The following is a 26,168-nucleotide window of genomic DNA, read 5'->3' as shown; positions in this document are numbered from 1 at the left end:
TATAAAATTAAAACCCCTTGAAAATTTCAAGGGGTTTTTTGTTTTCACTTTTTATTACTTGTTCTCTAGAGCAAATAATCTTTTATTTAGTTTAATCATTTTTTTAATTAATTCTCTTTCAGATAAAGCTGTCATTAAGTGATCTTGAGCGTGAACGAAAACTATTGATAAAGGTATCTTTTGTCCACCCGCTTCTTTCTGAATCATATCTGTTTGAACATGATGTGCTTTTAAAACTGCTGCATCACACTCTTTCATACACTCCTCAGCTTCTTCAAATTTCCCCTCTTCAGCAAATGCTAATGCTTGGTGTGCACACCCTTTAGCTTCTCCTGCATATGCAACTATCGAAAATATTATCTCTTCTAATTCCTCTTCTGTAAAATCTACCATTTTATATCCTCCTAAACCGATTTTTATTACTTTTTTATTTTAATCTTGAATTTTTGCCAAGGTTTAATACTATCTAATAATCCCATGTAGTTTGGATTTATTTTCCCAACTACACTTGTTTTCCCCGAATTTTTCATATCTTTTCTTGCTATATGTAACTCACCAGCATATTGTCCATAAAGTGATGATTCTATTAAAACATCTCCTTTTTTAATATCAACTGGATTAAATAGCTCAAAATGAGTTCCTTTATATTTTACTCTTGATTGTGTTGATCTAACAACATACTCTCCGACATCTCCTCTTTGATAATGGAGTTCTTTTTCAATTATATCTTTTTCAACTGCTCCTACACCATCGTAAACTTCACACTCAAGTTCTAACATCTCTTTATTTATATCTGCTAATCTCTTAAGCTCCTCTTCTGTTGGAAAACAGTTTGATATAATTACAATATCTATTCCTTCATTAAATAATTCTCTTCCTTGAACCTCTATTGGAAGATCTCTGTGCTCTTCTAATGTACAAAGTCCATCATTTACTGGCCATGGTCCAAAAGTCCCTGTTTGAGATGTTACAAATGCTGCTGTTGTCAGTGCAAATCCTTTAAATCTTTTATTACAACTTCTAAAATGTTCTCTTGAAAGTCCTGTATATCTATGTGGATAGAAATTATGACATCCTACTAACTTCTCTTTATTTGGCATAAAATCCATTATTGTATTTACGTAGTTTGTATCTTGACTCATATTTATTTCAACTAATAGTCCATGCTCATTAAATGTCATTATACTCTCTTCATTTCCAGAAAAACCTAAATCTAATCTTACTCCACAAGCTCCGATCTCTTTAAAGAAAGATAAATCTTCATAACTTATGTTTAATTTACTGAATATAGATGGAGCTACATCTACCATAACTTCCATTCCAAAGCTATTTGCATGCTCAATTGTATCTTTAAACTCTTTTAGTATAACCTCTTTATCCCCATCAACTGATAATAAGCAAGTAAAAACTCTTTTGTATCCATACTTTGCCGCCAACTCAATATACTTTTTATTTTCTTCTAATGTAGCATGAAATGGATATATAGATATTCCTAATTGTTTCATTCTCTACTCCCTCCTGAAAACCTTTGTTTTACTTAGGTTTTACTAGATTTTTCTACATAAGTCAAGAATTAAAACTTCAAGAAAATTAACTTCTTTTTTTTCGTCTAATACATACAATAATTTCAACTACTTTTTACTTTTTATCGTATTTTAACGGTTAAATTTATTTTTTTTCTCCTGTAGCATCCTCTACTGTTTTATAAATCTCTATAGTACTTTCTCTTCCTTTATCTAAATAAAGAATATTTATTTTATGTCTTTCATCTTTATATTCTAAAGTTTCTCCAACTTTCATAGTTCTTAAAGCTTTTAAAAAATTGTAGTTATAATAAAATTTACATTTTAAAAGTTCTTTGTAAAGTCTTGACTCAAAAATAAATCTATTAGAAAACATATCTATTGTTTTACTTACTAAAATATATTTTTCTTGATGATCTATATTTTGGTTTTCTTTTAAAGCTAAACATATAGCATTATCTAAAGAACCTGATATTCCTTTATCCAAATGGTATAAATTATTTCTAACAAACTCTACTCCTTCTTTTAGTAGGGCTTCTTCTATCACTTTACTTACTGTAGATATTGAATCTACTCTATCTCTAAGTGGAAGTAGTAATCTATCAATCTCTTCAGCTAATATTGGAGAAAGTTTATGATTAAATATAAACTCTATCTCCATAATTTTACTTGTAAATCCATCACTATTTTTTATTTTTTTATAATCCATATTATATTTTGTTAGTTGATTTATATCTTCTAAGGCTGGTTTTAAAATTGTTTTTTCAAAATCATAAAATCTTTCATAGTTTTCCTGCCCAACACCTAAAAGTTCTTTTAGCTGATCCCTACTTATTAAAAACCCACCTTGATTTCTATTTTTTATCATAGCTAAATACAATTGAAAACTTTTTTTATCTCTAAATAAAAGAATTAACATTAAATCTATGTCATCAAAAATTCCACTTTCTTTCAAAGATTTTAAGGACCTTGAAATATACAATCTATATTCCTCTCTATTTCTCATATAAAAATCAAATATAGGAAATGATGAGAAAAATATTTCTTCATCTTTTTCTATCAATTTTAAATGTATCCTTCTTTTAGAAAATTTATCTAAAAAATCTTCTATTAATACTCTTTCTTTTACTATTGATTTCAACTCTTTTTCTGTAAAAATTATATACTTTTCATTTTTTCCTTTGTATCTCTCTCTGATTACTTCTAAAAAATCTCTCTCTTTTTTATTTAATTTTTTATCTGTATCTATAAAAATATCATTTTTAGAAAAATCAAAAGCCATTTTTCTCATACTCCCACCACCTTTTTTATATAATAATTAAATTTTTTTAATTTTTTTTAAAATTTTTTGTTTTTTTTTAACAGTTTTATATGAAAATTAGACGATTTTTTTTGTATTTTTTTTCGTTTCTATTAAAGAATACATTATTTATCTCTTATTTTCAAGTTTTTTTTATAGAAATATATTTTTATTTGACGAAAAAAGTCTTATTTTTGTGAAATTTGACTTTTTTTAAAACATATTTTATAATTCTAGTGTCAGGTGAATGGTTCACTTAACACTAAATTAAAAATTTTAAATTAAAAATTCAAATATATAAGTTAAAAAGGAGAAACAATTATGAAAAAAATATTATTACTTTGTTCTGCAGGAATGTCAACAAGTATGGTTGTTAAGAAAATGGAAGCTGCTGCTGCTGCTGAAAATATAGAAGTTAAAATTGATGCTGTAGGTTTAGAGCAATTCCATGAATTATTACCTAAGTATGATGTATTTCTTTTAGGACCACAAGTTAGATTTAAAAAAGCTGAATTAGCTGCTATAGCTGCTGAAGCTGGAAAACCTTTAGATGTAATCGATACTATGGCATATGGAACTTTAAATGGTAAGAAAATTTTAGACTTTGCTTTAAGCTTAGCTAAATAATTAAAATAAAAAATTAATAACACTTTTATTTAAAAAACGGGAGGGTAACAAATGAAAAAATCACTTTATTTATTAGCTGCTTTATCATTATTAGGTACAAATGTTTTTGCTAAAGAGGTTGTAACTGGACCAGTTATTAAAGAAACGGGAATTGTTGAAGGTGTTGGAGCAGGACAAACAGGAATTGTTGAAGAGGTTGTTAACGAAGAAACTGATATCATGACAGAGATTACTGTTCCTGCTGACAAGTGGATTGTTTCTGGTAATATTTATTTAGAGTCAGAGGACTTTGATAATAATTCTAGGGCAAATAGAGATATGAAAGATTTTGGAGATGATAATGATGCTGTGTTCTGGGGAACTGGAGTTTCTGCAACTAAAGGAAAATTAACTTTAGGACTAAATGTTGAAAGAAGATACTTCAATGATTTCTCTTTAGATAAAGGATTCGATAGCTCATTTAGTAGAGTAGACTACAAAGTAAGATATCAATTATTTGAGAAACAAGCTCTTAGTGCAAAATACAGAAATGAACCTGCTAAAAACAGATATGAAATTGGAACTGACTTCAATCATTTCAATGGATTATTAGCTGGTTGGTTAGTTGTTGGAGAAGATAGAATTAAAGGAAATGATGGATGGTACTGGGAGGGTGACTTCGGACCTTCATTCAAATTAACTGATAAGTTATCATTCAATCCAACTGTTTATACTACTGGAGAATTCTATGATTCTTACGAAATGGTTGAAACTCAAATCAGACTTATGTTCCCATACCAAGTTAATGAAAAATTAACTGTTATGCCTAGAGTTAGAATTACTTTAGATAAAACTTGGGATACTAAAGATAATGCAACAGATTCATATGTTAGAGATTGGGAAAGTTCAGTTGGTGACAGAATTAGATATGAGTTAATGGCTAACTATGTATTTAATGACCAATTATCTACTTTTGTAGGTATAGCTTATGAAGATGCAGATAGAGATATGAAAAATGCTAATATTTTAGGTGGAAAAGATGGTAAAGAGGGTCTAGATATGATTTGGTCATATGTTGGATTCACTTATAACTTCAATTAATCAAAAAATATTATAAAATTATGGGGAGGGGAAGTTTTTTCCTCCACCCCTTTCTATAAAATTTGATATAATAAAATTAAAAATCGGAGGGAAAATTTATGAGTAACTTTATGAATCTTATTGAAGAAAAACTTATGCCTGTTGCTGCCAAAGTTGGACAAAACAGATATTTAAATGCAATCAAAGACGGTTTCGTTTACACAATGCCGTTCTTAATTATTGGTTCATTTATCCTTTTAATGGTAAACCTACCATTTACTGATCCTAATAACGTACTTTACATGGAGTGGTACGCTAATTTAATGGGATCTTTTAAAGGGGATTTAGTACAACCTTTCTATGTAAGTATGGGAATTATGTCTCTATTCGTTTCTTATGGAATTGGAATGTCTTTATCTAATAGTTATGGTCTTAATGGTACAACTGGTGGATTCTTATCAATGTATGCATTTTTACTAGTTTCAGCTAAACTAGACTGGTTACCTGTTGGTCAAGCTGAGGGAGCTGGAGCTCTATTCCTTATCCCTGACGGTGGATGGATGCCAATTATGGACGCTAGATATCTAGATGCTAAAGGACTATTTACAGCTATCATAGGAGCTATAATAGCTATTGAAATATTCAGACTATTAGTACAAAAGAAGTTTGTTATTAAACTTCCTGATTCTGTACCCCCTGCAATTGCTAAATCTTTTGAGTTATTAATCCCAATCGTGTTTGTTACAATCATCTTCCATGCAATGAATATATTTGCAATGAAGAGTTTAAACATCATGGTTCCTGAGATTATTTTAAAAGCTTTTGCACCGTTATTAAATATGTCTGATTCATTAATCTCTGTAATCTTCATTATCATAATCACTCACCTTTTATGGTTTGCTGGATTACATGGAACAAACATTGTTATAGCCATTATTAACTCTATAACTCTATCTAACCTTGCTGCTAACCAAGCTGCTCTTCAAGCTGGGGAAGCTTTACCTAAGATATTTGCAGGAGGATTCCTTGATGCTTATGTTTATATCGGAGGAGCTGGAGCTACTTTAGGACTTGCACTTGCTATGTCTGTAAGTAAAAATGCACATATTAAATCAATTGGAAAACTTTCAGTTATTCCAGCAGTATTCAACATCAATGAGCCAATAATGTTTGGAGCACCTATTGTAATGAACCCATTACTATTTATTCCATTCGTTGGAGTTCCTGTATTAAATGCTTGTATTGCATGGTTTGCTACAAAATTTGACTTAGTAGGAAAGATTATAACTCTTGTTCCTTGGACAACTCCAGGACCAATTGGAGCATTACTTGCTACTAACTTCAGTATCACTGCATTTATCCTAAGTTGTGGATTAGTTGCTGTTTCATTCTTCTTATACATCCCATTCTTAAGAGTATATGAGAAATCTTTAAACGAAACTGAAGCTGCTTAATAAAAAATCTTTTAAATAAAAAGTGCTAATATATATAAAAACCTCCTTAGGAATAATCCTAGGGAGGTTTTTATTATTTTGTTAACTCTATAAATTCATCCTCTGTTAAAATATTTATTGTTCCAATCTCTTTTGCCTTTGTTAGCTTGCTTCCAGCATCCTCTCCAACAATTAAATAATCTAACTTCTTACTTACAGTGGATAGATTTGTTCCACCTAAAGATTCTATTAAATCTTTAATCTCTTCTCTTTTAAATCTCTGTAGTTTTCCTGTAAATAAAAATGTCTTTCCTGAAAACTTACCATTTTCAATAATTTTCTCTTCAACTTCTTCATCTGATTTTCCAAAATTTACTCCATAATCCTTCAACTTTTTCACTATTGTCATTGATTTTTCATCTCTAAAAAAGTTATAAACTGATTCAGCAACTTTATCTCCAACTCCATCAATCTCTAAAAGTTCCTCTTTAGACATTTGAGATAATCTATCTATATTTTTACTTTTCTTTGATAAAACATTTCCTAAAAATTTTCCAACAAAAGGTATTCCTAGAGCATATAGTGTTTTCGAGTATGGTCTTTCTTTACTTTTTTCTATTGAAGCTAAAAGTTTCTCTACACTTTTTTCTCCCATTTTATCTAATTGCATAAGTTCTTCTTTATGTTCTCCTAAATTATATATATCTGTAATATCTTTTATATAATTAAGCTGTAACATTCTTTCTACAATTTTGCTTCCAAATCCACTTATATTCATTCCATCACGTGAAACAAAATACTCTATACTTCCTTGAATAATTGCTGGGCAGTTGGGATTTACACACTTTAAATCAACTAATCCCTCCTCTTTTTCTAAAATTGATTCACACACAGGGCAGTTTGTTGGTGGAAGGACCTCCTTCTCCTCTCCTGTTCTAACCTCTTTTATAGAACTTACAACTTGTGGGATAATTTCAGCCGCCTTTTCTATAAATACTCTATCACCAATTCTAATATCTTTTCTTAAAATTTCATCTATATTGTGTAAACTAGCTCTTTTAACCCTACTTCCTGATAGTTCAACCTCTTCTAACTCTGCCACAGGAGTAACCTTTCCAGTTCTTCCAACCTGCCAAGTTATATCTAAAAGTTTAGTTGTGACCTGCTTTGCTGGAAATTTATAGGCTATTGCCCATCTTGGACTTTTTGTTGTATATCCTACCTCTTCCCATAAATCTATATTATCCAACTTTATTACTAATCCATCTGTTTCAAAGTCTAACTTCTCTCTTTCAATCTCCCAGTAAGCTATTCTTTTTTCCATAACAGATAAATCATCTATTACTTCAGCTACTCCTGTTGTTTTTATTCCAACTTTATCTAAATAATCTAAACTCTCTCTGTGAGTTTTAAAACCATACTTCAAAGGTTCAACAACATAATAGAAGTACGCATCCAGTCCTCTCTCTTTAACTATTTCTGAATCTAACTGTCTTAAAGTCCCACTAGCTGCGTTTCTTGGGTTAGCAAATATCTCTTCACCATTTTTTAATCTTTCCTCATTCAATTTTTCAAATTGACTTAAAGGAAGTACAATCTCTCCTCTAACCTCTAAATCAACATACTCTTTTAAATAGTTAGGAATTGTATCAATAGCTAAAATGTTCTCTGTAACATCCTCTCCCTCTATTCCATCTCCTCTTGTTACCGCTCTTACAAGCTGTCCTTTTTCATATGTTACACTTATACTAGCTCCATCTAATTTTAACTCAAGAACATACTCTAACTTTTCATGCTTGTACTCAAGATTTTTCTCTATTCTCTCTGTAAAAGCAACTACATCCTCAATATTATATGAATTACTTAAACTTAACATAGGCTTTCTGTGAATAACTTTTTTAAACTTAGATTCTTTTAAATCTATGGCTCCCACATGTTTTGTTGGAGATATCTCCTCTTTAAATTCAGGATAATCTTTTTCTAATTTTTCCAACTCTTTTAAAAGTTTATCAAATTCAAAATCTGAGATTATAGATTCATTTTTAGTATAGTAATAATAGTTATAACGCTCTATCTCTTTTCTCAATTCATCTATTCTTTTTTTCGGTTCACTCTCTTCAACTAAATCAAAAAGTTTTAGCATTCTCCACCATCCTTTTTTATTAAATTATACCACTTTTCTATTTACAAATTAAGAGTTTAGTGGTAATAAATAGATATGAAAGTTCTTTTTTATTAAAGGTTATGGAGGTATTAAATGGAAAACATCATTTTATCACCAAGTAAATATATTCAGGGAGCTAACTCTTTAAGCAATATTGCTAAATATGCTAAAAAAAATGCTTTTATCATTGCTGATAACTTTGTTATGAGTATAACTGAAGATATTATAAAAGAAAGTTTTAAAAAAGAAAATTTAACTGCAACTTTTGAACTTTTTAATGGAGAGTGCTCAAAAAATGAGGTCAATAGATTAAAAGAGATTTTAAAAGAAAAGAAATCTGAAACTGTTATTGGAGTTGGAGGTGGTAAAACTTTAGATACTGCTAAAGCTCTTGCACACTACTCAAATCTTCCTGTTATAATTGTTCCTACTATTGCATCAACTGATGCTCCTTGTAGTGCTCTATCAGTTCTTTATACAGATGAGGGTGTTTTTGATGAATATCTTATTTTACCAAGTAATCCAAATATAGTTTTAATGGATACAGAAATTATTGCTAAAGCTCCAGCTAGGCTCTTAGCTAGTGGAATGGGGGATGCCTTAGCCACATACTTTGAAGCTAGAGCATGTGAGCAATCAGGAGCTTTAAATATGGGGGGTGGACTTCCTACTAAAGCTGCTATGGCTCTTGCTAAACTATGCTTTGATACACTTATAGCAGATGGAGAAAAAGCTATGTTTGCTGCACAAAAATGTGTTTGTACAAAAGCAGTTGAAAATATTATTGAAGCTAATACATATCTGAGCGGTATTGGTTTTGAAAGTGGCGGACTGGCTGCTGCTCATGCTATTCATAATGGGCTAACAGCTCTTGAAGAGTGTCACGATTTGTATCATGGAGAAAAAGTAGCTTTTGGAACTTTAGTTCAACTATTTCTTGAAAATGCTCCAATGGAAGAGATTGACGAAGTTTTATTCTTCTGTAAAAATATTGGGTTACCAACATCTCTAGAGGATTTAGGAGTCAACTCTATTGAGAGAGAAAAACTTTTAGAAGTAGCTAAACTTGCTTGTGCCCCAGGAGAAACAATTCATAATATGCCTTTTAAAGTTACTCCTGAAAAAGTTTTAGCCGCTATTTTAGCTGCTGATAACTATGGTGGATATTAAAACTAATTATAGAATTAAAAACCCTTGGAATAAATCCAAGGGTTTTTATTATATCTATTAGAATGTAGCTTTCATCCCTGCAAATGCAAGTGGTTGCCATCTCCAGTGAGAAGCTGAACCTTGATCTATATTACTCCAGTTTCTGTACTCTGCTCCAACTCCAGCATTTACTGCAAAGTTCTCAGTTACTTTATACTCTGCATCTAAAGTTAACAGTGTATATAACTCATAAGTTGCTTTAGCTGATTTAGAAACTACACCTTTATCATCTTTAGTATATTTGTCATACTGTCCAAATACATATGGATCATATCCACCTTCAAAGTTGAAATCTATAGCATAGTTATCTGTTGAGTATAATGCAAATGTTCTACGTACATAAATCTCCCACTCTGCTATGAAATCTTTATCTTTATTATCTGTTAAGTCAGAATTTGTATGGAAATCTTTTCCATAGAAGTTTTGATTTAAGTAGATTGTACCATCCCAAGTAAATCCTAAAGGTAAGTTACCTGCGTACTCGATATCCATACCAATAGTGTTCGTATAGTTAGATCCACCATCTTCTGGGAATGCATGGTATACTTTTGGAGCAAATATTAAACTGCTTAATAGTCCACCCTCATTTTTATATGTTGTAAATCTTGCTTGATACTCTAAGTTTTGAGAGTCATTCTCTTCATCTCTATACTGAACTCTTGAAGTAAACCACTCATTATGCTGATAGTAAGCTCTTAATCTTGTTTCAGTTCCACTTTTCGCATTATCATTTTTATCTTTATCATTTCTTTCTAAATTATTGTAATCTCTAATTCTTCCCTCTAACTTGAAGTTTTCAGTTGCTTGAACACCAAAAGTTGTCTCAAGTCTAGAGTATTTGTTTGCTCCTCTATTCCATTGATCTTGATTGTCATCAGAAGCAGCTGTTCCATTTGTATCTTTTGCTATTTCATCTCCATGCCCCTCAGTATTACCATATGCTCTATATTGTACTCCTACATAACCTGTTGGTCTAAATGCAGGTGTAACTGCTACCTCTTCAACTACAGGCTCAGCTACAACTATAATCTCTTTCGATACTTCAACTGGAGCTACAACAACCTCTTTAGCTTGAACTGCAGTTCCTACAACAAGTAAAGATCCTAAAAAAAGTGCTAATTTTTTCATAAAATCCCCTCCGATTTTTAATTGTGTTATTTTAAGAAATAATTTTTCATAGTAAAAAATTATTTCTTTTCCACTACATTCTTTATACAATATTTTTCTTAATTTGTAAACAAAATTTTTCTAAGTAAATTATTTTTTTGTTTATTTATAATCTATAAACCCTTATTTTTAAAAGAAAAGTTTGTTTTTTAACTTTTTTTATTTATTTTACTATATGAAATTTATCCATTAAAAAAAGAGATGGATTTCTCCCATCTCTTAAAATTTATTCCTCCAAATTATCTTGAAAATGATAGTTATAAAAAATATAGTTTATCGGTAAAAATGAAGCTACTAGCTCCTCTCTTTCAAACTGTTTATCTAAAACTATAAATTTTTCATGAACTTCTCCCAATTGAAACTCCTGTAAATACATTTTTAAATAACTTAAAAAAAGTGAACTTTTAAAAACTCTTCCTGAAAGTAAAAATGTATCCAAAGGTAATAAGTTATTATGATTAATCATAAGTATTGCTATATATCTCGCTACTTTTCTAAGAGATTTACACTCTGTAATCTCTCCATTCTCCGCTCTTTTTATAAACTCTTCAAAACTTATATTTTTATATATCTCTACTATACGAGCAGAGTAATTATTTTCCTTCAAAATCTCTTCATATATATTTTTAGGAGAAACCAATGTATCAAAACACCCTTTTTTCTTGCAGATTTCACAATATATATCTGAGTTTGGCTCCACTATAAAGTGTCTAGTTCCCATTGATCTATAGTGAGAAATAGCTGGATTTATAAGCTTATTATCTATAATAATAGCACTTCCTCTTTTCTCTCCATATTTAACTAAGAAAAAATCTTTATATTTTGGATTTAAGAAAGCTTCGTATAATGCTTCTGCTCTAATTTCAGTTTCCACAAATACATACCCTGAAAATTTATCCATAATAGATTTTTTTAAAGTTAAAAATCTATCCTCTTTGAATAGATCTAGTGATTTTTTTATAATAAATTCATTAGTTACAACTGCACCTACACCTAAAATTTTCTCAGGAGAAATTTTATTCTCTTTCACAAGTTTTTCAATAAATTCAAGTAAAGCTTTTAGATACTCGTCAAAATCTCCATTGTAATTATTCTTAAATTTTAATTCACCTAAAATATCATTTTTCAAATTTGTTAAAATAACTTTTGTAGAATTCTCCTCTATCAGTACGCCTATTGAATAAAATCTTTCATAATTTATAACAAGTAAATTTTTTTTTCTATTATTTTCATCTATATATTTTTTTTCAACAAGTACATTATCCCCAAGCAATTTTTTAGAAATTTTTGTTAAAGCCGCTGGTGAAACCATTATGTTTTCAGCAATCTCTAACTTATTAGATCCACCACATTGATTAATAAATTTTAATAAATTTGTAATATTTTTATTTTGACTTTTAAAATCCATCCACGACTCCTTTATTTTTTTATTGACAAACCCTTTTTTTTAATGTATATTTTACCTTGTAAAACAGATATCATTTTTTTTAAATATTTCTTTTACTTAATTAAATAAAAATGTCATATACATTTATTTAATTATATCATAAATTGATAATAAGGTGCTAAACTTATTATATAAATAACCAACAACCCTCCAGTTGATTGGTTAAAAACCCGTTTTAAGAAGAGATGTTCCCGTCATCTCTTCTTTTATTTTTATTGCTTTTTTATTTTTTTTTGTTACAATTTTATTATCTCAAAATATTTTAGGAGGTTAAAATGAAAATTAAACCTATTGGAAAAAGAGTTCTTGTTAAAATCATAGACTTAGAAGAAAAAACATCTACAGGAATTATATTAATCCAAAACAACGAAGAAAAAAGCTATAAAGTTGGAGAGATAATCTCTTTAAGTTCTAACTCTGAGGTAAACTCTCTATTCAATATTAATGATAAAATTATTTTTTCTAAAAAATCTGGAGTTAAAATAAATGACTCTTCTAAAGAGAAAATTTTACTAGAATTAGATGAAATTCTTGGAATTATTGAAGAGTAATAGAAAAAGCCCATCTTTATGATGGGCTTTTCTTATTAAAACTCTTTACCACCTGAAACTTTTACATCAACTTTATATTTATTTAAAGATTGAACAGCACACTCTAAAGCTTTTGTTATCGTTGCAACTTCCATATAAGGCATATTTTTCTTATCAACAACTTGCTCTGTTATATAGGGAACGTGAATAAACCCACCTTTTATGTTCAAGTTGTTTTTTGAAATATAATAAAGTAGTGAGTACATTATATGATTACATACATATGTTCCAGCTGTGTTTGAAACTGAAGCTGGTATTCTTGCTGCTTTAATCTCTTCAACAATTCCCTTAATAGGAAGTGTTGCAAAATAAGCATTTTCTCCATCTCCATAAACTGGAGTATCTATTGGTTGATATCCTTCGTTATCTGGAATTCTACCGTCATCCATATTAATAGCTACTCTTTCAACTGACATATCGTATCTTCCTCCAGCTTGTCCAATACATATAACAACATCTGGCTTATGCTCATCTATTCCTGCAAATAGTTTCTCAGCTGATTTTTTAAAAACTGTTGGTATTTGTAATTTTACAACTTCTATACCGTCGATACTATCTTTCATTGCTTTTACTGCTTCCCATGCTGGATTTATACTTTCTCCTCCAAATGGATCAAAACCTGTAATTAAAACTTTCATCACACTACCTCCTAAAAATTAAAATGCTAAGAAATACATCAGTACAATATGTATTGCAAGAAGAGGTACCGCTACACCTACTTGCTTTAAAATTACACCATTTTTATTTTTCATTTCTAATATAGAAGCTGGAACTATATTAAAGTTAGCACCCATTGGCGTTAATAATGTTCCACAGAATCCTGCTGTTAATCCAAGAGCTCCAACTATTGCTGGATTACCACCTTGAGCTATAACAAATGGATATCCTATACCTGCTGTAATAACTGCAAAAGCTGCGAATCCATTTCCCATAATCATTGTAAATATAGCCATTGCTAAACAATAAACAGTTACTCCTGCTAAAATATTTCCCTCAGGAACAACACTTCCCATTATTCCTGCAATTACTGTTCCAACTCCCGCTTTAGCAAATACAGAACCTAAAGATCCTAAAAGTTGCGGTAAGATAACCGTTGGTCCCATCTGTTGTAAAATTCTACTTGAATCATAAGGTACTTTATCAAATTTTTCTTTTGTTACTATCATAGTAACAACTAAAGCAACTATTGCTCCAGTTCCTAGTCCTATTAGTCCACCTAATTTTGTAAACTGAGCTATTGAAAATGCTACAACTCCTATTAAGCCTGCTGGAATAAATAACACATTTCCAATTGTCTGAGCTTGCTTCTCTCTAAATTCATCTGTACTTGTTGTAAATGAAGCAAGTGAAACAGATTTTGTAGCACTTAAAGCTCCCATCACTAAAAGTAATCCTCCTACTATTGATGGATTTACATGAGGTCCACCTATAAATAGGAATCCAAATATAATCCAAAATGCTGCTGATCCTATTCTTTTAGGATTATTTTTATCTAAAAATGAATATACACCGCTTATTAATAAAATAATTCCGCAAAGTATATACATAAGTTCTAATAACATCTTTACATCCATTAATTTTGCCTCCTACTTTGCTCTTAACTTCTTAATTTTTCTATCTAAACGGTAGTATTGGAAGTATGCCAATACTAAAGTTATTAGTGCTACTGGTATTGAAGCCTTAGCTACATCATAGGCTTCTACTTTTACACCTAACTCTTGTAAAGTTCCAACTATTAAAAGAACTCCAGAAGATGCTACGAAAACATTTTGTCCAAAGAAATTAGCATAGTTTTCTGATGCATTAGTAATTCCTTTTAAATCTTCATCTAACTCTTCTGATACCACTCCATCCTTTTCAATAGCACCTTTTGCCATAGGATAAATCAGTGGTCTTATAAATTGAACGTGTCCACCTAATCTCATAGATAAAACTGCTGCTAACATTCTTACAGTTACATATATTGATAAAACTTTTCCAGCTGTTGCACCCTCTAACTTTGATATACAAATTGATGCTCTTTCTCTCAAACCATTTCTTTCTAGTATTCCAACTACAGAAAGTGTTAGTAGTAAAAGTGTCATATATCTAGTTTGAACAAAAGCTGTTCCTAAAATATTTAAAACCTCAACAAAGTCAATTCCTGCAACAAGTCCAGTTGCTATTCCAGCTATTAAAACAACAGCTATTGTATCTAATTTTATTATAAATCCAATTAGAATAATTAGTACTCCTATTAATTTAATCACAATATCTCACCTAAATCCTCTCTTTTAAATGAGTATCTCTTTCCACAGAAATGACACTCCGCTTCAACCTCTCCTCTTTCAGCTAATATCTCTTCTAACTGCTCTTTTCCTAGAGTAATCACTCCTTTATAGAATTTCTCTCTATCGCAATTACAATTATATTTTATCTCTTTTGAATCTAAAACTTCATATAGTTCTACTAGCTTCTCATGACTTTCATCATTCATATCCTCATATAAAAGGTGTAAAATTCTTTCTAAATCCATTCCACCTTTAAATAACTCTGTTACACTTCTAATAGCTCCTATTTTCTTCTCTAACTCTACTATAAAGTTTTCCTCTGCATCTGGTAAAAGTTGAATCATATATCCACCAGCTGATCTAACTGTTGTTTCATTTTCTAAATCTACACCTAGAGCGATTACTGTAGGTGTTTGCTCTGAAGTCACATAGTAATATGCGATATCATATGCAATCTCTCCACTTTCTATTGTTGACACTCCAACATAAGGATCCTTTAGTCCCAAATCTTTAATAACATTTAGAGTTCCTCTTCCTACTAATCCTTGTACATCTGGTTGCCCATTTTCCTTTGCTGGCAAATCTGCTTCTGGATTTGAAACATACCCTTTAACTCCATCCTTATCCACTGTTACAACCATAGTCGATAAAGGTCCATCTGTCATTGTTCTAAGGGTTAATATATCGTCCCCTTTAAGTGTTGCTCCCATCATAACTCCTGCTGAAAGAAGTCTTCCAAATGCCGATATAGCAGTTGGACTACACTTATGAATATTTAACGCTTCCTGTACAATATCTTTTGTATCTACAAGAACAAATCTTGCATTTTTACTTACACCTCTAATTAATCTACTCATTTTTTCACCTCTAATAATCAATATAATCTTTTAAATCTTCATATTTTTTACTGGAAATAATTTTTTTTAATTCTAAATTATTCCTAATAATACTATTTTCATGGTATTTTCTAATACTTTGTATCTCTTTTTTACTAAATCCATAGTATGTCAAAGTTTTATCATCTACTTTATTGATATTAAATCTATTTAACTTAATATCTTGTGGTTCTTTGAACTTTACTTTCAACTTTTCATAAGTTTTTTTTCCAATTCCAGATATTCTAGTCATTTCATTTAATCTTTTATATCCACCAGTTATATCTCTATACTCAATTATTTTGTCCACATAACTTTGAGATATCCCAACTTTTAACATATCACTTTTACTCACTTTATTAATATCTAAGAGTAAATTTTGGGCATCTAGCGTATTTTTGCTCTCAATAACTTTAAACTCGCTTTCTATTATTCCATAAGAAAAAGTTGATACTAATAAAATTAAAATTGAAAAAATTAACTTTTTCATACTATATCTCCTTAGAAAAAAGTTCTATTTTCTTATTGTGTCTCATTTTCATCTCTGCAATATATAATGCAGGATCTTTAGGATTAACTAATCTTTCTATTTGATCAATATACTCTGTTTCTTTATGGATAGCTTTACTTATTGCTCCACCACCAAGCCCCATAGTTTGCTGATTTTCTTCTATCATCTCAATATTAAATCTAGATTCACTTCCTGGAATAGAGTATCCTACATTTTCTCCCCAATCTAAACTATTTTTTTGACGATACATATAGTAAGGTTCCATTCCTTTTCTTTTTACAAGTTCACTTATTGCATTTTCAACTAACATTCTTTCTACTTCAGATTCTTCAAAGTCTTCATGATATAAAGGTGACCCTTTCTTTTTAGCTAGAGCGTGAACTGTTAAGTTTTCTATATCATATTTTTCAAGCTCATTTAAAGTATTCAATATATCTTCAACACTTTCACCAGGTAACCCTAATATTAAATCCATATTCAAGATAAATCCAATCTCTTTTATATCTCTATATACTTCGTCAAAATGTTCTCTATTGAAAGTTCTATTTAAATCTTTTAAAGTTTGCTCTTTAAATGTCTGAGGATTTAAACTTACTCTGTCTACTCCGTACTCTTTAAGAATCTCTAATTTTTTCTTAGTTATAGCATCCTCTCTTCCAGCTTCAAAAGTAAACTCTTTTAAATTTGAAAGATCTATATTTTTATGAACTGCTTTTAAAACTTTCTCAGTATCCTCTTCTGTTAAAATACTTGGTGTTCCACCACCTATATACAAAGATTCATATCTATAACCTTTATTTTTTGAAAGTTCTCCTACAAGTTCTATCTCTTCTAAAAGAGTTTCTACAAACTTTGGATAAAAACGCCCTAAACTACTATTTATTTCGTAAGATGCAAAAGAGCAGTATCTACATTTAGATGGACAAAAAGGAATACCTATATACATATTCATTGCATCTTTATTTAATAATCTTTCCTCTGTTTCAATTACTCTCATTAAAAGATCTATTTTATCAAAGTTAGCAAGGTACATATTATTTAAAAGATTTCTAACTCTTTCTTTTGAAAATCCCATTTGCATAAGTCTTCTAGTCATTTTAGTGGGTCTTACACCAATTAAACTTCCCCATGGATAATTTTTACTAAGAGCTTTTAATAGTCCACCTTTTAACATTATTAAATTTTGATCTTCAATTATATGCTCTAAATTTTCCTCTTCCATTATAGCTTCTTTTCCATCAATTTCAGCTTTTACAACTATCTTATTCTCTTTATAACTTACTTCACCTTTTATATCTTTACCTACTTCTTTAGGTAACATGATTCTTACAAACTCCTCTAAACTTTTTTCACTTAGAGGAAAGTTGGTAACTATTGACACTTAAATACACCACTTCCTATTTCATTAATAATAAAACTAAAATTCCAATTATGATTCTATATACTCCAAAAGCCACAAAAGTTCTCTTTTTTATATATCCCATAAACCAATTAATAACAACGTATGCTACAACAAAAGAAACCACAGATCCCACTATTAAAAGTTGCCACTCCAATGTTGTAAAGTTAAGTCCATTTTTCACAAGCTTCAGTAGTGTTGCTCCTGCCATTGTTGGAATAGCTAAGAAAAATGAATACTCTGCTGCTGCTGCCCTAGATACACCCAAAAGTAAAGCTCCTACTATTGTCGCTCCTGAACGAGATGTTCCTGGAATCATAGCTAAACATTGGAAAAATCCAATTGTAAAAGCTAATCTATATGACATCTGTTTTATTGAAGTAACTTTACCTTTTAAATTTTTTCTTTCAACTAAAATAAAAATAATACCATAAAGTATAAGCATACTCGCAACTACTGTTGTATTATCCATAAAAAATTCAGATATATAATCATCTGCTAATAACCCAATAACTCCTGCAGGTAAAACTCCCACAATTATTTTTGTCCACAGAGAAAACTTCTCTTTAAACTCCTCTTTTGTTTTTACAAAAGGAGTTAAATCTTTCCAAAAGTAAGCTACAACTGATAAAATAGCACCAAATTGAATAATTACTAAAAAGTTGTCCATAAAACTTTTAGATACAAGGGGAGAGTTTATAAATCTCTCCACTAATATCATATGCCCCGTGCTACTTACAGGAACGAACTCTGTCATTCCCTCTACAATCCCTAGTATAATAACTAGTAAAAATGGGTTCATTTCATTTCCTCCTATAGGTAGCTGTCCTCTTTTTTAAGATATTTTACATAATCAGCTACTCCATCCTCTAATGAACAGAACTCCTTAGTATAACCCGCTTCTCTTAATTTTCTCATTGAAGCTTGGGTAAAGTATTGATATCTTCCTCTTAAATCCTCAGGCATTGGAACAAACTCTATTACCTCTTCTGTTTTTAATTCAAAGTTTTCACTAGCATTTTTCATAGTTTCCATTGATAAATCGTGGAAGCTTCTTGCCTCTCCTGTCCCTATATTATAAACTCCTGATGGAACTTCATTAAACATACAGAAATATAGCATATCCACAACATCTTTAATATAGATAAAATCTCTTAATTGCTCCCCATCTCTATATCCCTCTTTATGAGATTTAAATAGTTTTACTCCACCATTTTCATTAAATTGATTGAATGTGTGAAATACCATTGAAGCCATTCTTCCTTTATGATACTCTTGCGGTCCATAAACATTAAAGAATTTAGCTCCTATCCATTGTTTTGGAGCTTTCTCCTGCTTAAATGCCCAATCATCAAAGAATTTTTTAGAATATCCATATTTATTTAATGGCATTAATTTTTTTAATTCTTCTGGAGTTCCCTCATCACTATACCCCTGTTCTCCTCCACCATAAGTAGCTGCTGAAGATGCGTATACATATACAATATTTCTATCAGCACAGAAATCCCATAACTTTTTTGAATACTCATAGTTATTCTTCATTAAAAGATCTCCATCTTTTTCAGTTGTTGCTGATATAGCTCCCATGTGTAAAACTGCTGTTACTTTACTTGCATTCTCTTCATTTTCAAGCCACGCAAAAAGCTCATCTCTATCACACCAGTCAGCATAATCTCTCTTTCTTAAATTTAACCATTTTTCCTCAGTTCTTAATTTATCAACAGCTAATATATCATTTATTCCCATCTCATTTAATTTCCAAATATAAGCACTTCCTATAAATCCAGCTGCTCCTGTTACTATAATCATTTTATTTCCTCCTTGCTTTCTCTTTCTAATAAATCTTTTATATCCTTTTCAGAAATAGAGGCATTAGCTATATCCACTCCCGCTCTATTTCCACCATGAAAATCAGAACCTCCAACTTTTAACAAACCTTTTTCTTCAGCTAATTTTTTATAGTATTCACTCTCTTTTGGTGTATACGAACTATATTCTACCTCTAATCCATCTAATCCAGCCTCTAAAAGAATATCTATTATCTTTTCTGTTCTTTCTCTTGAATCACAAATTAAACTAGGATGAGCTAGAGCTGATACTCCCTTACATTCCTTTATAAGTTTTATAATCTCAATAGGATCTGAGCTACCTTTCTCTACATAAGCTACACCATTTCTTCCTAAGTACTGCCTAAAAGCTTCACCTTTTGAATAAACAAATCCTTTATTCATCATAACATTACATATATGGGCTCTACTCACGATGGTTCCTGTAGCTTCTTTTTCTATCTCTTCCATTGTTATCTTAAGCCCTAAATTATTTAATTTTTTAATAATTTTTTCATTTCTTTCTTTTCTAGCTTTTTTTAACTCTACTAGTTTTGACGCTAATTTTTCTGATTTGTTATTTAAAAAATATCCTAAAATATGAATCTCATATCCTTGATAAGAACATGAAAACTCTATTCCTGGTATAAATTTTAAATTTAGTTCATGAGCTATCTCTTTTCCTTCAGAAATACCTTCCATTGTGTCATGATCTGTTATAGCAATTCCTTTTAAGCCAATATATTTAGCTTTTTTTAAAAGCTCTTCTACAGTATATGTTCCATCTGAATATGTTGTATGGATATGTAAATCATATCTTTTACTTAAATCCTTCATAAGACCCCTCCTGTAAGTAAAAATGGCACCTTTATTTCTAAAGGCGCCACAGTTTTTTAGTCATCCCACTTTTCTAATTTTGAAAAATACTCTGAATAAGCAAGGTATAAAGCCTTTGCATTTATATTATTCTTCTCTAACTTTGTCTTCTCTTTTTTCTTGTAGATATCATTTACTTGTACAACTCTAGGAGATACTTCTACAAAATACCATGATTTTGAATCAAAGAACTCTCCTCTTTTTATAAACTTATTTAGAAGCTTTCTAAATCTTTTTATCTCTTTTTCTGATAAGTCACTCTTTTTAGAGAATTCAACTATTTCAGCCCACTCCTCTTTTGTAGCAACTTCGTTAGCTATGTGATTAGATGGATTTGCCATTCTAACATATGATTGAGTTACCATATATTTAGCTAATCCTGCAGGGTCTTTAAAGTTTTCATCTTTTAAATAATACTCTCTTGGAAGTTTTTTTACAGTTTTTTCTAAAATAGAGTTAAACTGCTCTTGATCTGCTTCTGTGATCTCTCCCTTTGTCTTTAAAGAATCTAAAAACTTTACTTGTTTTTGATCTAGTTTTTGGTTTCTTGCTAAATAACTTATTGGTTGATCTGCTCCATACCAATCCTCTAATTCAGACTCTCCTATTATTACTGTACTGAATGTCTCTTCCCAGTTTTTCATAGCCACTGTATCCACTTTATACTTCTCTTGTAAATTAACATTGTTTTTATTTAGTGAGCTACATGCTGTTAATGTAGCTAACATTGCAACTAGAACTATAGTTTTTTTCATTTTTCCTCCCTACACTCTTCCACAACATTTTCCGTATATTTTTCCACTTCCACACTTACAAGCTGAATCGAAATCTAATTCCTCTTCTACCCCTGGCTCTACAACTTCCTCTTCAGGATTTTTAACAACAACTTTAAACATATATGATGTTGTCTCTGTTTTTATTGTTGATAACATTCTAGAATACATATCTCCAGATATGATTTTATATTCTACTAATGGGTCCTTTTGTCCATAAGATCTTAAATAGATACCTTCTCTTAAAGCATCTAAAGCTTTTAAATGTTCTCTCCATCTAGCATCTACAACTTCAAATAAAACATACTTTTCTACTTTTCTCATAATTTCAGGAGTTATTTCTTCCTCTTTTTTCTCATAATCTTTTTCAATATCTTTGTATATTTTATCAGCATACTCTTCAACTGTTAAAGCTTTATATTCTTGCATATCTGTTATTTCATATCCATATTTTTCAAGAAGAACATCTTTAACTCCAACAATATCCCACTCATCTTTAAATTCTCCTACAAATCTTTCTACGATTATATCAGAGATACTCGATTTTAACATTCCTAAAATTGTTACTTTTAGGTCTTCTTTCTCTAAAGCTTCGTTTCTACTTGCATAGATTGCCTCTCTTTGTTTGTTCATTACATCGTCAAATTCAAGAAGATTTTTTCTAATTCCAAAGTTTCTTGATTCAACTTTCTTCTGAGCGTTTTCAATAGCTTTATTTATCATTCTATGTTGGATAGATTCTCCTTCAGGTAATCCAAGCTTCTCCATTACTCCTTGAATTCTTTCAGATCCAAACAACCTCATTAGGTCGTCCTCTAAACATAGATAAAATTCAGATGCTCCTGGATCTCCCTGTCTTCCTGCTCTACCTCTTAACTGATTATCTATTCTTCTAGACTCATGTCTCTCTGTACCTAAAATAAATAATCCACCTGCTGAAATTACTTTTTGCTTTTCCTCTTCACATTCAACTTTATATTTATCTAAAATTACTGGATAATTTCCAGCATCTCTACTTCCAATCTCTGCAATAGCTCTAAACTCTGGATTTCCTCCTAGCATGATGTCAGTTCCTCTACCTGCCATGTTAGTAGCTATTGTTACTGCCTGGTATCTTCCTGCTTGAGCTACAATCTCAGCCTCTTTAGCGTGTAATTTAGCGTTAAGGACATTGTGAGGTATACCTTTTTCTTTTAATAACTCTGACAGTTCCTCTGAACTTTTTATTGATACAGTACCAACTAAAACTGGTTGTCCTTTTGCATAAAGCTCTTCTATTCTTTTTATAATAGCATCTGTTTTCTCTTTTTTTGTTTTATAAACTAAATCAGGGAAATCAACTCTTTGTACAGGCTTATTTGTTGGTATTACAATTACCTCTAAGCCATAAGTATGCATAAATTCTGCTGCTTCTGTTTCAGCTGTTCCTGTCATACCAGCTAATTTATCATACATTCTAAAGTAGTTTTGAAGTGTTATTGATGCAAGTGTTTGATTTTCTCCAGCAACATTTACTCCTTCTTTTGCTTCAATAGCTTGATGAAGACCATCAGAGTATCTTCTACCTTCCATAGCTCTTCCAGTAAACTCATCAATTATAACTACTTCTCCCTCTCTAATTAAATAGTCTCTATCTTTTATAAATAGTTCCTTTGCTTTTAAGGCTTGGTTTAAATAGTGAGTTAACTCAACATGCTCAGGCGAGTATAAGTTATCTATATTTAATAATTGTTCTACTTTTTTAATTCCTTTATCTGTTAAAACTATGTTTCTAGCTTTTTCATCTACTTCATAGTCTCCCCATTGCTCATCAGGAATATTCATCTCTTTTTTTGTTTTAGCATCTTTTATTTTTTCTGTTTCAAAACTTCTATCTAATCTGAATGCTACCTGACAGAAAATAGAGTACCATTTTGTCGTTTCTGAAGCTGCTCCTGATATGATTAAAGGCGTTCTAGCTTCATCAATCAGTATTGAGTCTACCTCATCCACTATACAGAAATTTAACGGCCTTTGAACCTTATCTTCAACTTTATTAACCATATTATCTCTTAAATAGTCAAATCCAAATTCAGAGTTTGTACCATACGTAATATCAGATTCATAAGCAGCTTTTCTTGCTGAATTTTCCATTCCGTTTACAATTACACCTGAAGTTAATCCTAAGAATTCATAAACTCTTCCCATTAACTCTCTATCTCTTTGAGCAAGATAATCATTAACAGTTATAACGTGAACTCCTTTTCCACTTAAAGCATTTAAATAAACTGGAGCTGTCGCAACTAATGTTTTTCCTTCTCCTGTTTTCATCTCTGTTATTTTTCCCTCATGAAGTACAATTCCACCAACTAACTGAACATCGTAGTGTCTCATTCCATGAACTCTTTTTGATGCCTCTCTTACAACCGCAAAAGCTTCAACTAGAATATCATCCAATGTTTCGCCTTTCTCTAATCTTTGTCTAAATTCGTAAGTTTTCCCTTTTAACTCATCATCTGAAAGTTTTTCTATTTCAGGTTCTAATGAGTTTATCATTGTCACTAATTTCTTGATTCTTTTAATCTCTCTGTCATTTCTTGTACCAAAAATCTTCTTTAATAAATCTCCAAACATCCTTACGTCCTTCCTAGCTTTATTATGCTTATTTGTTACTCAATATATTACCATAATTAGATTTATTAGTCAATTTATAGCCCATATCTCAGATATTTGACCGTTGGTTCAAAAAAAGCTATTAATTTATACTAATTTATGTTATATTGTAATTAAAGTAACAATATATTTTAGGAGGTTTTTTATTTTGAGTATATTTAATTCTGCTAAGAAGATAATTCCTGGCCTACTACTTTGTATTTTGATTGCGCAGCTTGGTGTTTTTCTTGGGAAATTTGTACCAACCATTGGTGGAGCTCCCCTTGCTATTTTCTTAGGAATTATAGCTGGAAACTCTTTTGCTAAATCAGCTATTTTTGCTCCTGGTTCTAAATTTTCGGAAAGTGATTTACTTGCATATTCAATTGTTTTATTAGGTGGTACTTTAAGTATTAATACTATTTTACAACTTGGAATTTCTGGTATCGCTTTTATTCTTTTACAAATGACTTTAACTATTGCTTTAACTATGTTTATTGGTAAAAAACTTGGATTCTCTAAACAATTCAGAGCTCTTATGGCAAGTGGTAATGCTGTTTGTGGTTCTTCTGCAATTGGAGCTAGTTCTCCTGTAATAAATGCTGAAGATAACGATAAAGGTATATCTATCACTATTGTCAACTTAACTGGAACTATCCTTATGTTTGCTTTAATTCCTATAGCTAGTTATCTATATAATTTTGAAACTTTACAAACTTCAGCTCTTCTTGGAGGGATTTTACAATCAGTTGGTCAAGTTATTGCTGCTGGAAGTATGGTTAACCACAACGTTCTTGAAATGGCTACTATTTTTAAAATTGTAAGAATTGTATTTCTAGTTATTGTTGTTCTTTGGCTATCTAGAGAGTTTAATAATAAAGAGCTTGAAATGGATACTGAACTTGCTTTAGAAGAGGAAGCATATAGTAAAAAGAAAAATAGAATATCTGTACCCTGGTATATCATCGGATTTTTTATTCTTTGTATTTTATTTAGTTTTGGCTTAATCCCTGGTGAAATATCTAAAGCGTTTAAATTAGTTTCATCCAAATTTGAAATTGTTGCTCTTGCTGGTATTGGTATGAGAGTAAATATCAGTGAGCTTGTTAAACAAGGTCCTAAAGCTTCTCTTTATGGTTTATTAGTTGGACTGAGTCAAATTTTTATAGCTATTATTTTAATAAAAATCTTTATATAAAATAAAAACTGGAGAGATTCCAGTTTTTATTTTTTCAATATAGTAGCAATATCTAAAAGATCTTTTCCTATCGGATACTTACCTTTAATATCTTCTTCTATTTTTTTTCCATAACCAGTTAAAACTAAAATTGATGTTAAACCCGCTTTTTTTCCAGCTTCTAAATCTCCTTTTTTATCTCCAATCATAAAAGAGTTATTTGTATCCACATTATATTTTTTTATCCCTTCTAATAGCATTCCAGGATTAGGTTTTCTACAACTACAATCTACTTTATATTCCCCTATTCCTTTTTCTGGGTGATGAGGACAATAGAAGCACTCTAAAATATCTATTCCAAACTCTTTTAATTTTTTCACCATTTGATTATTTAAAATTATTAAATCATCTTCGGTATAGTACCCTCTTCCAATACCCGATTGATTGGTTACAACAATGAACTCATATCCTAAATCTCTCAACTCTTTCAATCCCTCTATTGCATTCTTTTCAAATTCAAAATCTTCCCATTTATGAAGATATGATTTTTCTACATTTATTGTTCCATCTCTATCTAAAAATATAACTTTTCTCATAATCTCTCCCTTTCTTTTTTATATATTATATCATTCTTATAAAGGATTTTTTAGTTTATTCAGAATATAATTTATATTAAGTAGTTGGGAGGGATTTTTATGGATTTAAAAGATTTTATTAAATTTATTGGTTCTTTAGCCTTTATATCAGCCATTTTAACAGTAACTGTATTTATTCTTAATTATAGATATAAAGAGTTTTTAAATAAAATTCTTAAAGAGAAGTTGAGCCATCTTCAATTGCATAAAATTTTAGGCACGGCTACAATAATATTAGGAACAACACATGGTTTAGGAATGGCCCTTACTTACCCTGCGGTATTAAAAAAATATACAGGTCTTAGTGGACTTCTTCTTCTAAGTTTATTTTGGATTTTAGGAATACTTCCTTTTATTGTAAAAAAAGTTCCTGTAAAATATAAAAAAAATGTACTTAAAAGTCATAAAATTTTAGGTGGGATTATATTTATATTTATTATTATTCATATATCGCTTTAGAAGATTGCATGAATAATACTCTCTATTCTTGTTATTTTATTGTGCCTTATAGTACCATTTTTTGGAGCTATAAGCTTTTTTTTACAAAAAATAAAAAAGATTGGCAACTTCCTATCCTCCCAGGGGGCTGCCCCCCAAGTACTTTCAGCGTTTATGGGCTTAACTTCCAGGTTCGAAATGTTACTGGGTGTACCTCCATAGCTATCGTTGCCAATCA

At 30.3% G+C, this 26,168-nt stretch carries 25 protein-coding genes and 1 rRNA gene; 7 read left to right on the top strand and 19 right to left on the bottom strand.

Going from position 1 to position 26,168, the window contains the following annotated elements; translation table 11 throughout:
• Positions 1 to 54 precede the first annotated feature (54 nt).
• The 3 genes from ACRC8M_RS08775 to ACRC8M_RS08765 form a co-directional block, all read right to left on the bottom strand.
• Positions 55 to 393, bottom strand: a complete 339-nt coding sequence (locus tag ACRC8M_RS08775) for a PTS lactose/cellobiose transporter subunit IIA (protein WP_256690453.1) — start codon at positions 391 to 393, stop codon at positions 55 to 57.
• Positions 394 to 419: 26 nt separating this feature from the next.
• Positions 420 to 1,505 carry a DUF871 domain-containing protein gene (locus ACRC8M_RS08770; protein WP_438528794.1) on the bottom strand — a complete coding sequence of 362 codons (1,086 nt, stop codon included), beginning with the start codon at positions 1,503 to 1,505 and terminating at the stop codon, positions 420 to 422.
• Between the two features lie 163 nt (positions 1,506 to 1,668).
• On the bottom strand, positions 1,669 to 2,814 hold the full coding sequence (locus tag ACRC8M_RS08765) for a replication initiation protein (RefSeq protein ID WP_257163733.1): 1,146 nt from the start codon (positions 2,812 to 2,814) through the stop codon (positions 1,669 to 1,671).
• 330 nt (positions 2,815 to 3,144) lie between these two features.
• Between ACRC8M_RS08765 and ACRC8M_RS08760 the strand changes: the two genes are divergently transcribed.
• From ACRC8M_RS08760 to celB, 3 genes are all read left to right on the top strand, one after another.
• The gene (locus ACRC8M_RS08760; protein ID WP_023052115.1) at positions 3,145 to 3,450 is read left to right on the top strand and encodes a PTS sugar transporter subunit IIB; all 306 of its coding nucleotides are present in this window, start codon (positions 3,145 to 3,147) and stop codon (positions 3,448 to 3,450) included.
• A gap of 51 nt (positions 3,451 to 3,501) precedes the next feature.
• Positions 3,502 to 4,530 carry a hypothetical protein gene (locus ACRC8M_RS08755; RefSeq protein WP_438528793.1) on the top strand — a complete coding sequence of 343 codons (1,029 nt, stop codon included), beginning with the start codon at positions 3,502 to 3,504 and terminating at the stop codon, positions 4,528 to 4,530.
• Positions 4,531 to 4,628: 98 nt separating this feature from the next.
• On the top strand, positions 4,629 to 5,963 hold the full coding sequence (celB, locus tag ACRC8M_RS08750) for a PTS cellobiose transporter subunit IIC (protein WP_438528792.1): 1,335 nt from the start codon (positions 4,629 to 4,631) through the stop codon (positions 5,961 to 5,963).
• A 73-nt stretch (positions 5,964 to 6,036) separates the two neighbouring features.
• Here the strand turns inward: celB and ligA are convergent, their stop codons facing one another.
• Positions 6,037 to 8,085 carry an NAD-dependent DNA ligase LigA gene (ligA, locus tag ACRC8M_RS08745; RefSeq protein WP_438528791.1) on the bottom strand — a complete coding sequence of 683 codons (2,049 nt, stop codon included), beginning with the start codon at positions 8,083 to 8,085 and terminating at the stop codon, positions 6,037 to 6,039.
• Between the two features lie 114 nt (positions 8,086 to 8,199).
• Between ligA and ACRC8M_RS08740 the strand changes: the two genes are divergently transcribed.
• Positions 8,200 to 9,276, top strand: a complete 1,077-nt coding sequence (locus ACRC8M_RS08740) for a glycerol dehydrogenase (RefSeq protein ID WP_438528790.1) — start codon at positions 8,200 to 8,202, stop codon at positions 9,274 to 9,276.
• Positions 9,277 to 9,333: 57 nt separating this feature from the next.
• Here ACRC8M_RS08740 and ACRC8M_RS08735 read toward each other — a convergent pair whose 3' ends face one another.
• A complete protein-coding gene (locus tag ACRC8M_RS08735; protein ID WP_438528789.1) occupies positions 9,334 to 10,443 on the bottom strand; it encodes a FomA family porin-like outer membrane protein in 1,110 nt (369 codons plus the stop codon).
• Positions 10,444 to 10,708: 265 nt separating this feature from the next.
• On the bottom strand, positions 10,709 to 11,890 hold the full coding sequence (locus tag ACRC8M_RS08730) for an ROK family transcriptional regulator (protein ID WP_438528788.1): 1,182 nt from the start codon (positions 11,888 to 11,890) through the stop codon (positions 10,709 to 10,711).
• 314 nt (positions 11,891 to 12,204) lie between these two features.
• Here ACRC8M_RS08730 and ACRC8M_RS08725 point away from each other — a divergent pair, with 314 nt between their 5' ends.
• Positions 12,205 to 12,480 carry a hypothetical protein gene (locus tag ACRC8M_RS08725; RefSeq protein ID WP_438528787.1) on the top strand — a complete coding sequence of 92 codons (276 nt, stop codon included), beginning with the start codon at positions 12,205 to 12,207 and terminating at the stop codon, positions 12,478 to 12,480.
• A gap of 35 nt (positions 12,481 to 12,515) precedes the next feature.
• Here ACRC8M_RS08725 and pcp read toward each other — a convergent pair whose 3' ends face one another.
• The 11 genes from pcp to secA are packed head-to-tail and all read right to left on the bottom strand — an operon-like array spanning position 12,516 to position 23,662.
• The gene (gene pcp / locus ACRC8M_RS08720; RefSeq protein ID WP_438528786.1) at positions 12,516 to 13,157 is read right to left on the bottom strand and encodes a pyroglutamyl-peptidase I; all 642 of its coding nucleotides are present in this window, start codon (positions 13,155 to 13,157) and stop codon (positions 12,516 to 12,518) included.
• A gap of 18 nt (positions 13,158 to 13,175) precedes the next feature.
• The gene (locus ACRC8M_RS08715; RefSeq protein ID WP_438528785.1) at positions 13,176 to 14,093 is read right to left on the bottom strand and encodes a DUF979 domain-containing protein; all 918 of its coding nucleotides are present in this window, start codon (positions 14,091 to 14,093) and stop codon (positions 13,176 to 13,178) included.
• A 12-nt stretch (positions 14,094 to 14,105) separates the two neighbouring features.
• The gene (locus ACRC8M_RS08710; RefSeq protein WP_438528784.1) at positions 14,106 to 14,768 is read right to left on the bottom strand and encodes a DUF969 domain-containing protein; all 663 of its coding nucleotides are present in this window, start codon (positions 14,766 to 14,768) and stop codon (positions 14,106 to 14,108) included.
• Positions 14,765 to 15,646 (bottom strand): Hsp33 family molecular chaperone HslO, encoded by an 882-nt coding sequence (gene hslO / locus ACRC8M_RS08705; RefSeq protein WP_438528783.1) that lies wholly within the window; start codon positions 15,644 to 15,646, stop codon positions 14,765 to 14,767. Before hslO ends, ACRC8M_RS08710 begins: the two co-directional genes overlap by 4 nt.
• Positions 15,647 to 15,656: 10 nt before the next feature.
• Positions 15,657 to 16,154 (bottom strand): ComEA family DNA-binding protein, encoded by a 498-nt coding sequence (locus ACRC8M_RS08700; protein WP_438528782.1) that lies wholly within the window; start codon positions 16,152 to 16,154, stop codon positions 15,657 to 15,659.
• A 1-nt stretch (position 16,155) separates the two neighbouring features.
• Positions 16,156 to 17,556, bottom strand: a complete 1,401-nt coding sequence (locus ACRC8M_RS08695; RefSeq protein WP_438528781.1) for a coproporphyrinogen III oxidase — start codon at positions 17,554 to 17,556, stop codon at positions 16,156 to 16,158.
• A 16-nt stretch (positions 17,557 to 17,572) separates the two neighbouring features.
• Positions 17,573 to 18,376: an undecaprenyl-diphosphate phosphatase gene (locus ACRC8M_RS08690; RefSeq protein ID WP_438528780.1), complete on the bottom strand. Its 804-nt coding sequence runs from the start codon at positions 18,374 to 18,376 to the stop codon at positions 17,573 to 17,575.
• An 11-nt stretch (positions 18,377 to 18,387) separates the two neighbouring features.
• A complete protein-coding gene (rfaD, locus tag ACRC8M_RS08685; RefSeq protein ID WP_023052130.1) occupies positions 18,388 to 19,383 on the bottom strand; it encodes an ADP-glyceromanno-heptose 6-epimerase in 996 nt (331 codons plus the stop codon).
• Positions 19,380 to 20,237: a PHP domain-containing protein gene (locus tag ACRC8M_RS08680; RefSeq protein WP_438528779.1), complete on the bottom strand. Its 858-nt coding sequence runs from the start codon at positions 20,235 to 20,237 to the stop codon at positions 19,380 to 19,382. The genes rfaD and ACRC8M_RS08680 overlap by 4 nt, the downstream gene beginning before the upstream one ends.
• Positions 20,238 to 20,293: 56 nt before the next feature.
• The gene (locus tag ACRC8M_RS08675) at positions 20,294 to 21,031 is read right to left on the bottom strand and encodes a hypothetical protein (protein ID WP_438528778.1); all 738 of its coding nucleotides are present in this window, start codon (positions 21,029 to 21,031) and stop codon (positions 20,294 to 20,296) included.
• A gap of 9 nt (positions 21,032 to 21,040) precedes the next feature.
• Entirely contained in the window at positions 21,041 to 23,662 is a 2,622-nt protein-coding gene (gene secA, locus ACRC8M_RS08670) for a preprotein translocase subunit SecA (RefSeq protein WP_438528777.1), read from the bottom strand.
• Between the two features lie 187 nt (positions 23,663 to 23,849).
• Here secA and ACRC8M_RS08665 point away from each other — a divergent pair, with 187 nt between their 5' ends.
• Entirely contained in the window at positions 23,850 to 24,878 is a 1,029-nt protein-coding gene (locus ACRC8M_RS08665; RefSeq protein WP_438528776.1) for a YeiH family protein, read from the top strand.
• Positions 24,879 to 24,904: 26 nt separating this feature from the next.
• Here ACRC8M_RS08665 and gmhB read toward each other — a convergent pair whose 3' ends face one another.
• A complete protein-coding gene (gmhB, locus tag ACRC8M_RS08660) occupies positions 24,905 to 25,453 on the bottom strand; it encodes a D-glycero-beta-D-manno-heptose 1,7-bisphosphate 7-phosphatase (RefSeq protein ID WP_438528775.1) in 549 nt (182 codons plus the stop codon).
• Between the two features lie 99 nt (positions 25,454 to 25,552).
• Between gmhB and ACRC8M_RS08655 the strand changes: the two genes are divergently transcribed.
• A complete protein-coding gene (locus tag ACRC8M_RS08655) occupies positions 25,553 to 25,951 on the top strand; it encodes a hypothetical protein (protein WP_438528774.1) in 399 nt (132 codons plus the stop codon).
• 98 nt (positions 25,952 to 26,049) lie between these two features.
• Here ACRC8M_RS08655 and rrf read toward each other — a convergent pair.
• Positions 26,050 to 26,166, bottom strand: a 5S ribosomal RNA gene (rrf, locus tag ACRC8M_RS08650).
• Between the last annotated feature and the right edge of the window lie 2 nt (positions 26,167 to 26,168).

The sequence above is a fragment of the Cetobacterium sp. genome, from assembly GCF_051653945.1.
Classification (GTDB): Bacteria; Fusobacteriota; Fusobacteriia; order Fusobacteriales; family Fusobacteriaceae; genus Cetobacterium_A.
The sequence above is the reverse complement of the archived record's forward strand: the minus strand, read 5'-3'. Positions and strand labels throughout refer to the sequence as shown.

What these genes read in the sequence shown, in the direction of transcription:
- ACRC8M_RS08775 (WP_256690453.1), bottom strand. Translation starts at nt 393, where the DNA reads ATGGTAGATTTTACAGAAGAGGAATTAGAAGAGATAATATTTTCGATA.
- ACRC8M_RS08770 (WP_438528794.1), bottom strand. Translation starts at nt 1,505, where the DNA reads ATGAAACAATTAGGAATATCTATATATCCATTTCATGCTACATTAGAA.
- ACRC8M_RS08765 (WP_257163733.1), bottom strand. Translation starts at nt 2,814, where the DNA reads ATGAGAAAAATGGCTTTTGATTTTTCTAAAAATGATATTTTTATAGAT.
- ACRC8M_RS08760 (WP_023052115.1), top strand. Translation starts at nt 3,145, where the DNA reads ATGAAAAAAATATTATTACTTTGTTCTGCAGGAATGTCAACAAGTATG.
- ACRC8M_RS08755 (WP_438528793.1), top strand. Translation starts at nt 3,502, where the DNA reads ATGAAAAAATCACTTTATTTATTAGCTGCTTTATCATTATTAGGTACA.
- celB (WP_438528792.1), top strand. Translation starts at nt 4,629, where the DNA reads ATGAGTAACTTTATGAATCTTATTGAAGAAAAACTTATGCCTGTTGCT.
- ligA (WP_438528791.1), bottom strand. Translation starts at nt 8,085, where the DNA reads ATGCTAAAACTTTTTGATTTAGTTGAAGAGAGTGAACCGAAAAAAAGA.
- ACRC8M_RS08740 (WP_438528790.1), top strand. Translation starts at nt 8,200, where the DNA reads ATGGAAAACATCATTTTATCACCAAGTAAATATATTCAGGGAGCTAAC.
- ACRC8M_RS08735 (WP_438528789.1), bottom strand. Translation starts at nt 10,443, where the DNA reads ATGAAAAAATTAGCACTTTTTTTAGGATCTTTACTTGTTGTAGGAACT.
- ACRC8M_RS08730 (WP_438528788.1), bottom strand. Translation starts at nt 11,890, where the DNA reads ATGGATTTTAAAAGTCAAAATAAAAATATTACAAATTTATTAAAATTT.
- ACRC8M_RS08725 (WP_438528787.1), top strand. Translation starts at nt 12,205, where the DNA reads ATGAAAATTAAACCTATTGGAAAAAGAGTTCTTGTTAAAATCATAGAC.
- pcp (WP_438528786.1), bottom strand. Translation starts at nt 13,157, where the DNA reads ATGAAAGTTTTAATTACAGGTTTTGATCCATTTGGAGGAGAAAGTATA.
- ACRC8M_RS08715 (WP_438528785.1), bottom strand. Translation starts at nt 14,093, where the DNA reads ATGGATGTAAAGATGTTATTAGAACTTATGTATATACTTTGCGGAATT.
- hslO (WP_438528783.1), bottom strand. Translation starts at nt 15,646, where the DNA reads ATGAGTAGATTAATTAGAGGTGTAAGTAAAAATGCAAGATTTGTTCTT.
- ACRC8M_RS08700 (WP_438528782.1), bottom strand. Translation starts at nt 16,154, where the DNA reads ATGAAAAAGTTAATTTTTTCAATTTTAATTTTATTAGTATCAACTTTT.
- ACRC8M_RS08690 (WP_438528780.1), bottom strand. Translation starts at nt 18,376, where the DNA reads ATGAACCCATTTTTACTAGTTATTATACTAGGGATTGTAGAGGGAATG.
- rfaD (WP_023052130.1), bottom strand. Translation starts at nt 19,383, where the DNA reads ATGATTATAGTAACAGGAGCAGCTGGATTTATAGGAAGTGCTTATATT.
- ACRC8M_RS08680 (WP_438528779.1), bottom strand. Translation starts at nt 20,237, where the DNA reads ATGAAGGATTTAAGTAAAAGATATGATTTACATATCCATACAACATAT.
- ACRC8M_RS08675 (WP_438528778.1), bottom strand. Translation starts at nt 21,031, where the DNA reads ATGAAAAAAACTATAGTTCTAGTTGCAATGTTAGCTACATTAACAGCA.
- secA (WP_438528777.1), bottom strand. Translation starts at nt 23,662, where the DNA reads ATGTTTGGAGATTTATTAAAGAAGATTTTTGGTACAAGAAATGACAGA.
- gmhB (WP_438528775.1), bottom strand. Translation starts at nt 25,453, where the DNA reads ATGAGAAAAGTTATATTTTTAGATAGAGATGGAACAATAAATGTAGAA.
- ACRC8M_RS08655 (WP_438528774.1), top strand. Translation starts at nt 25,553, where the DNA reads ATGGATTTAAAAGATTTTATTAAATTTATTGGTTCTTTAGCCTTTATA.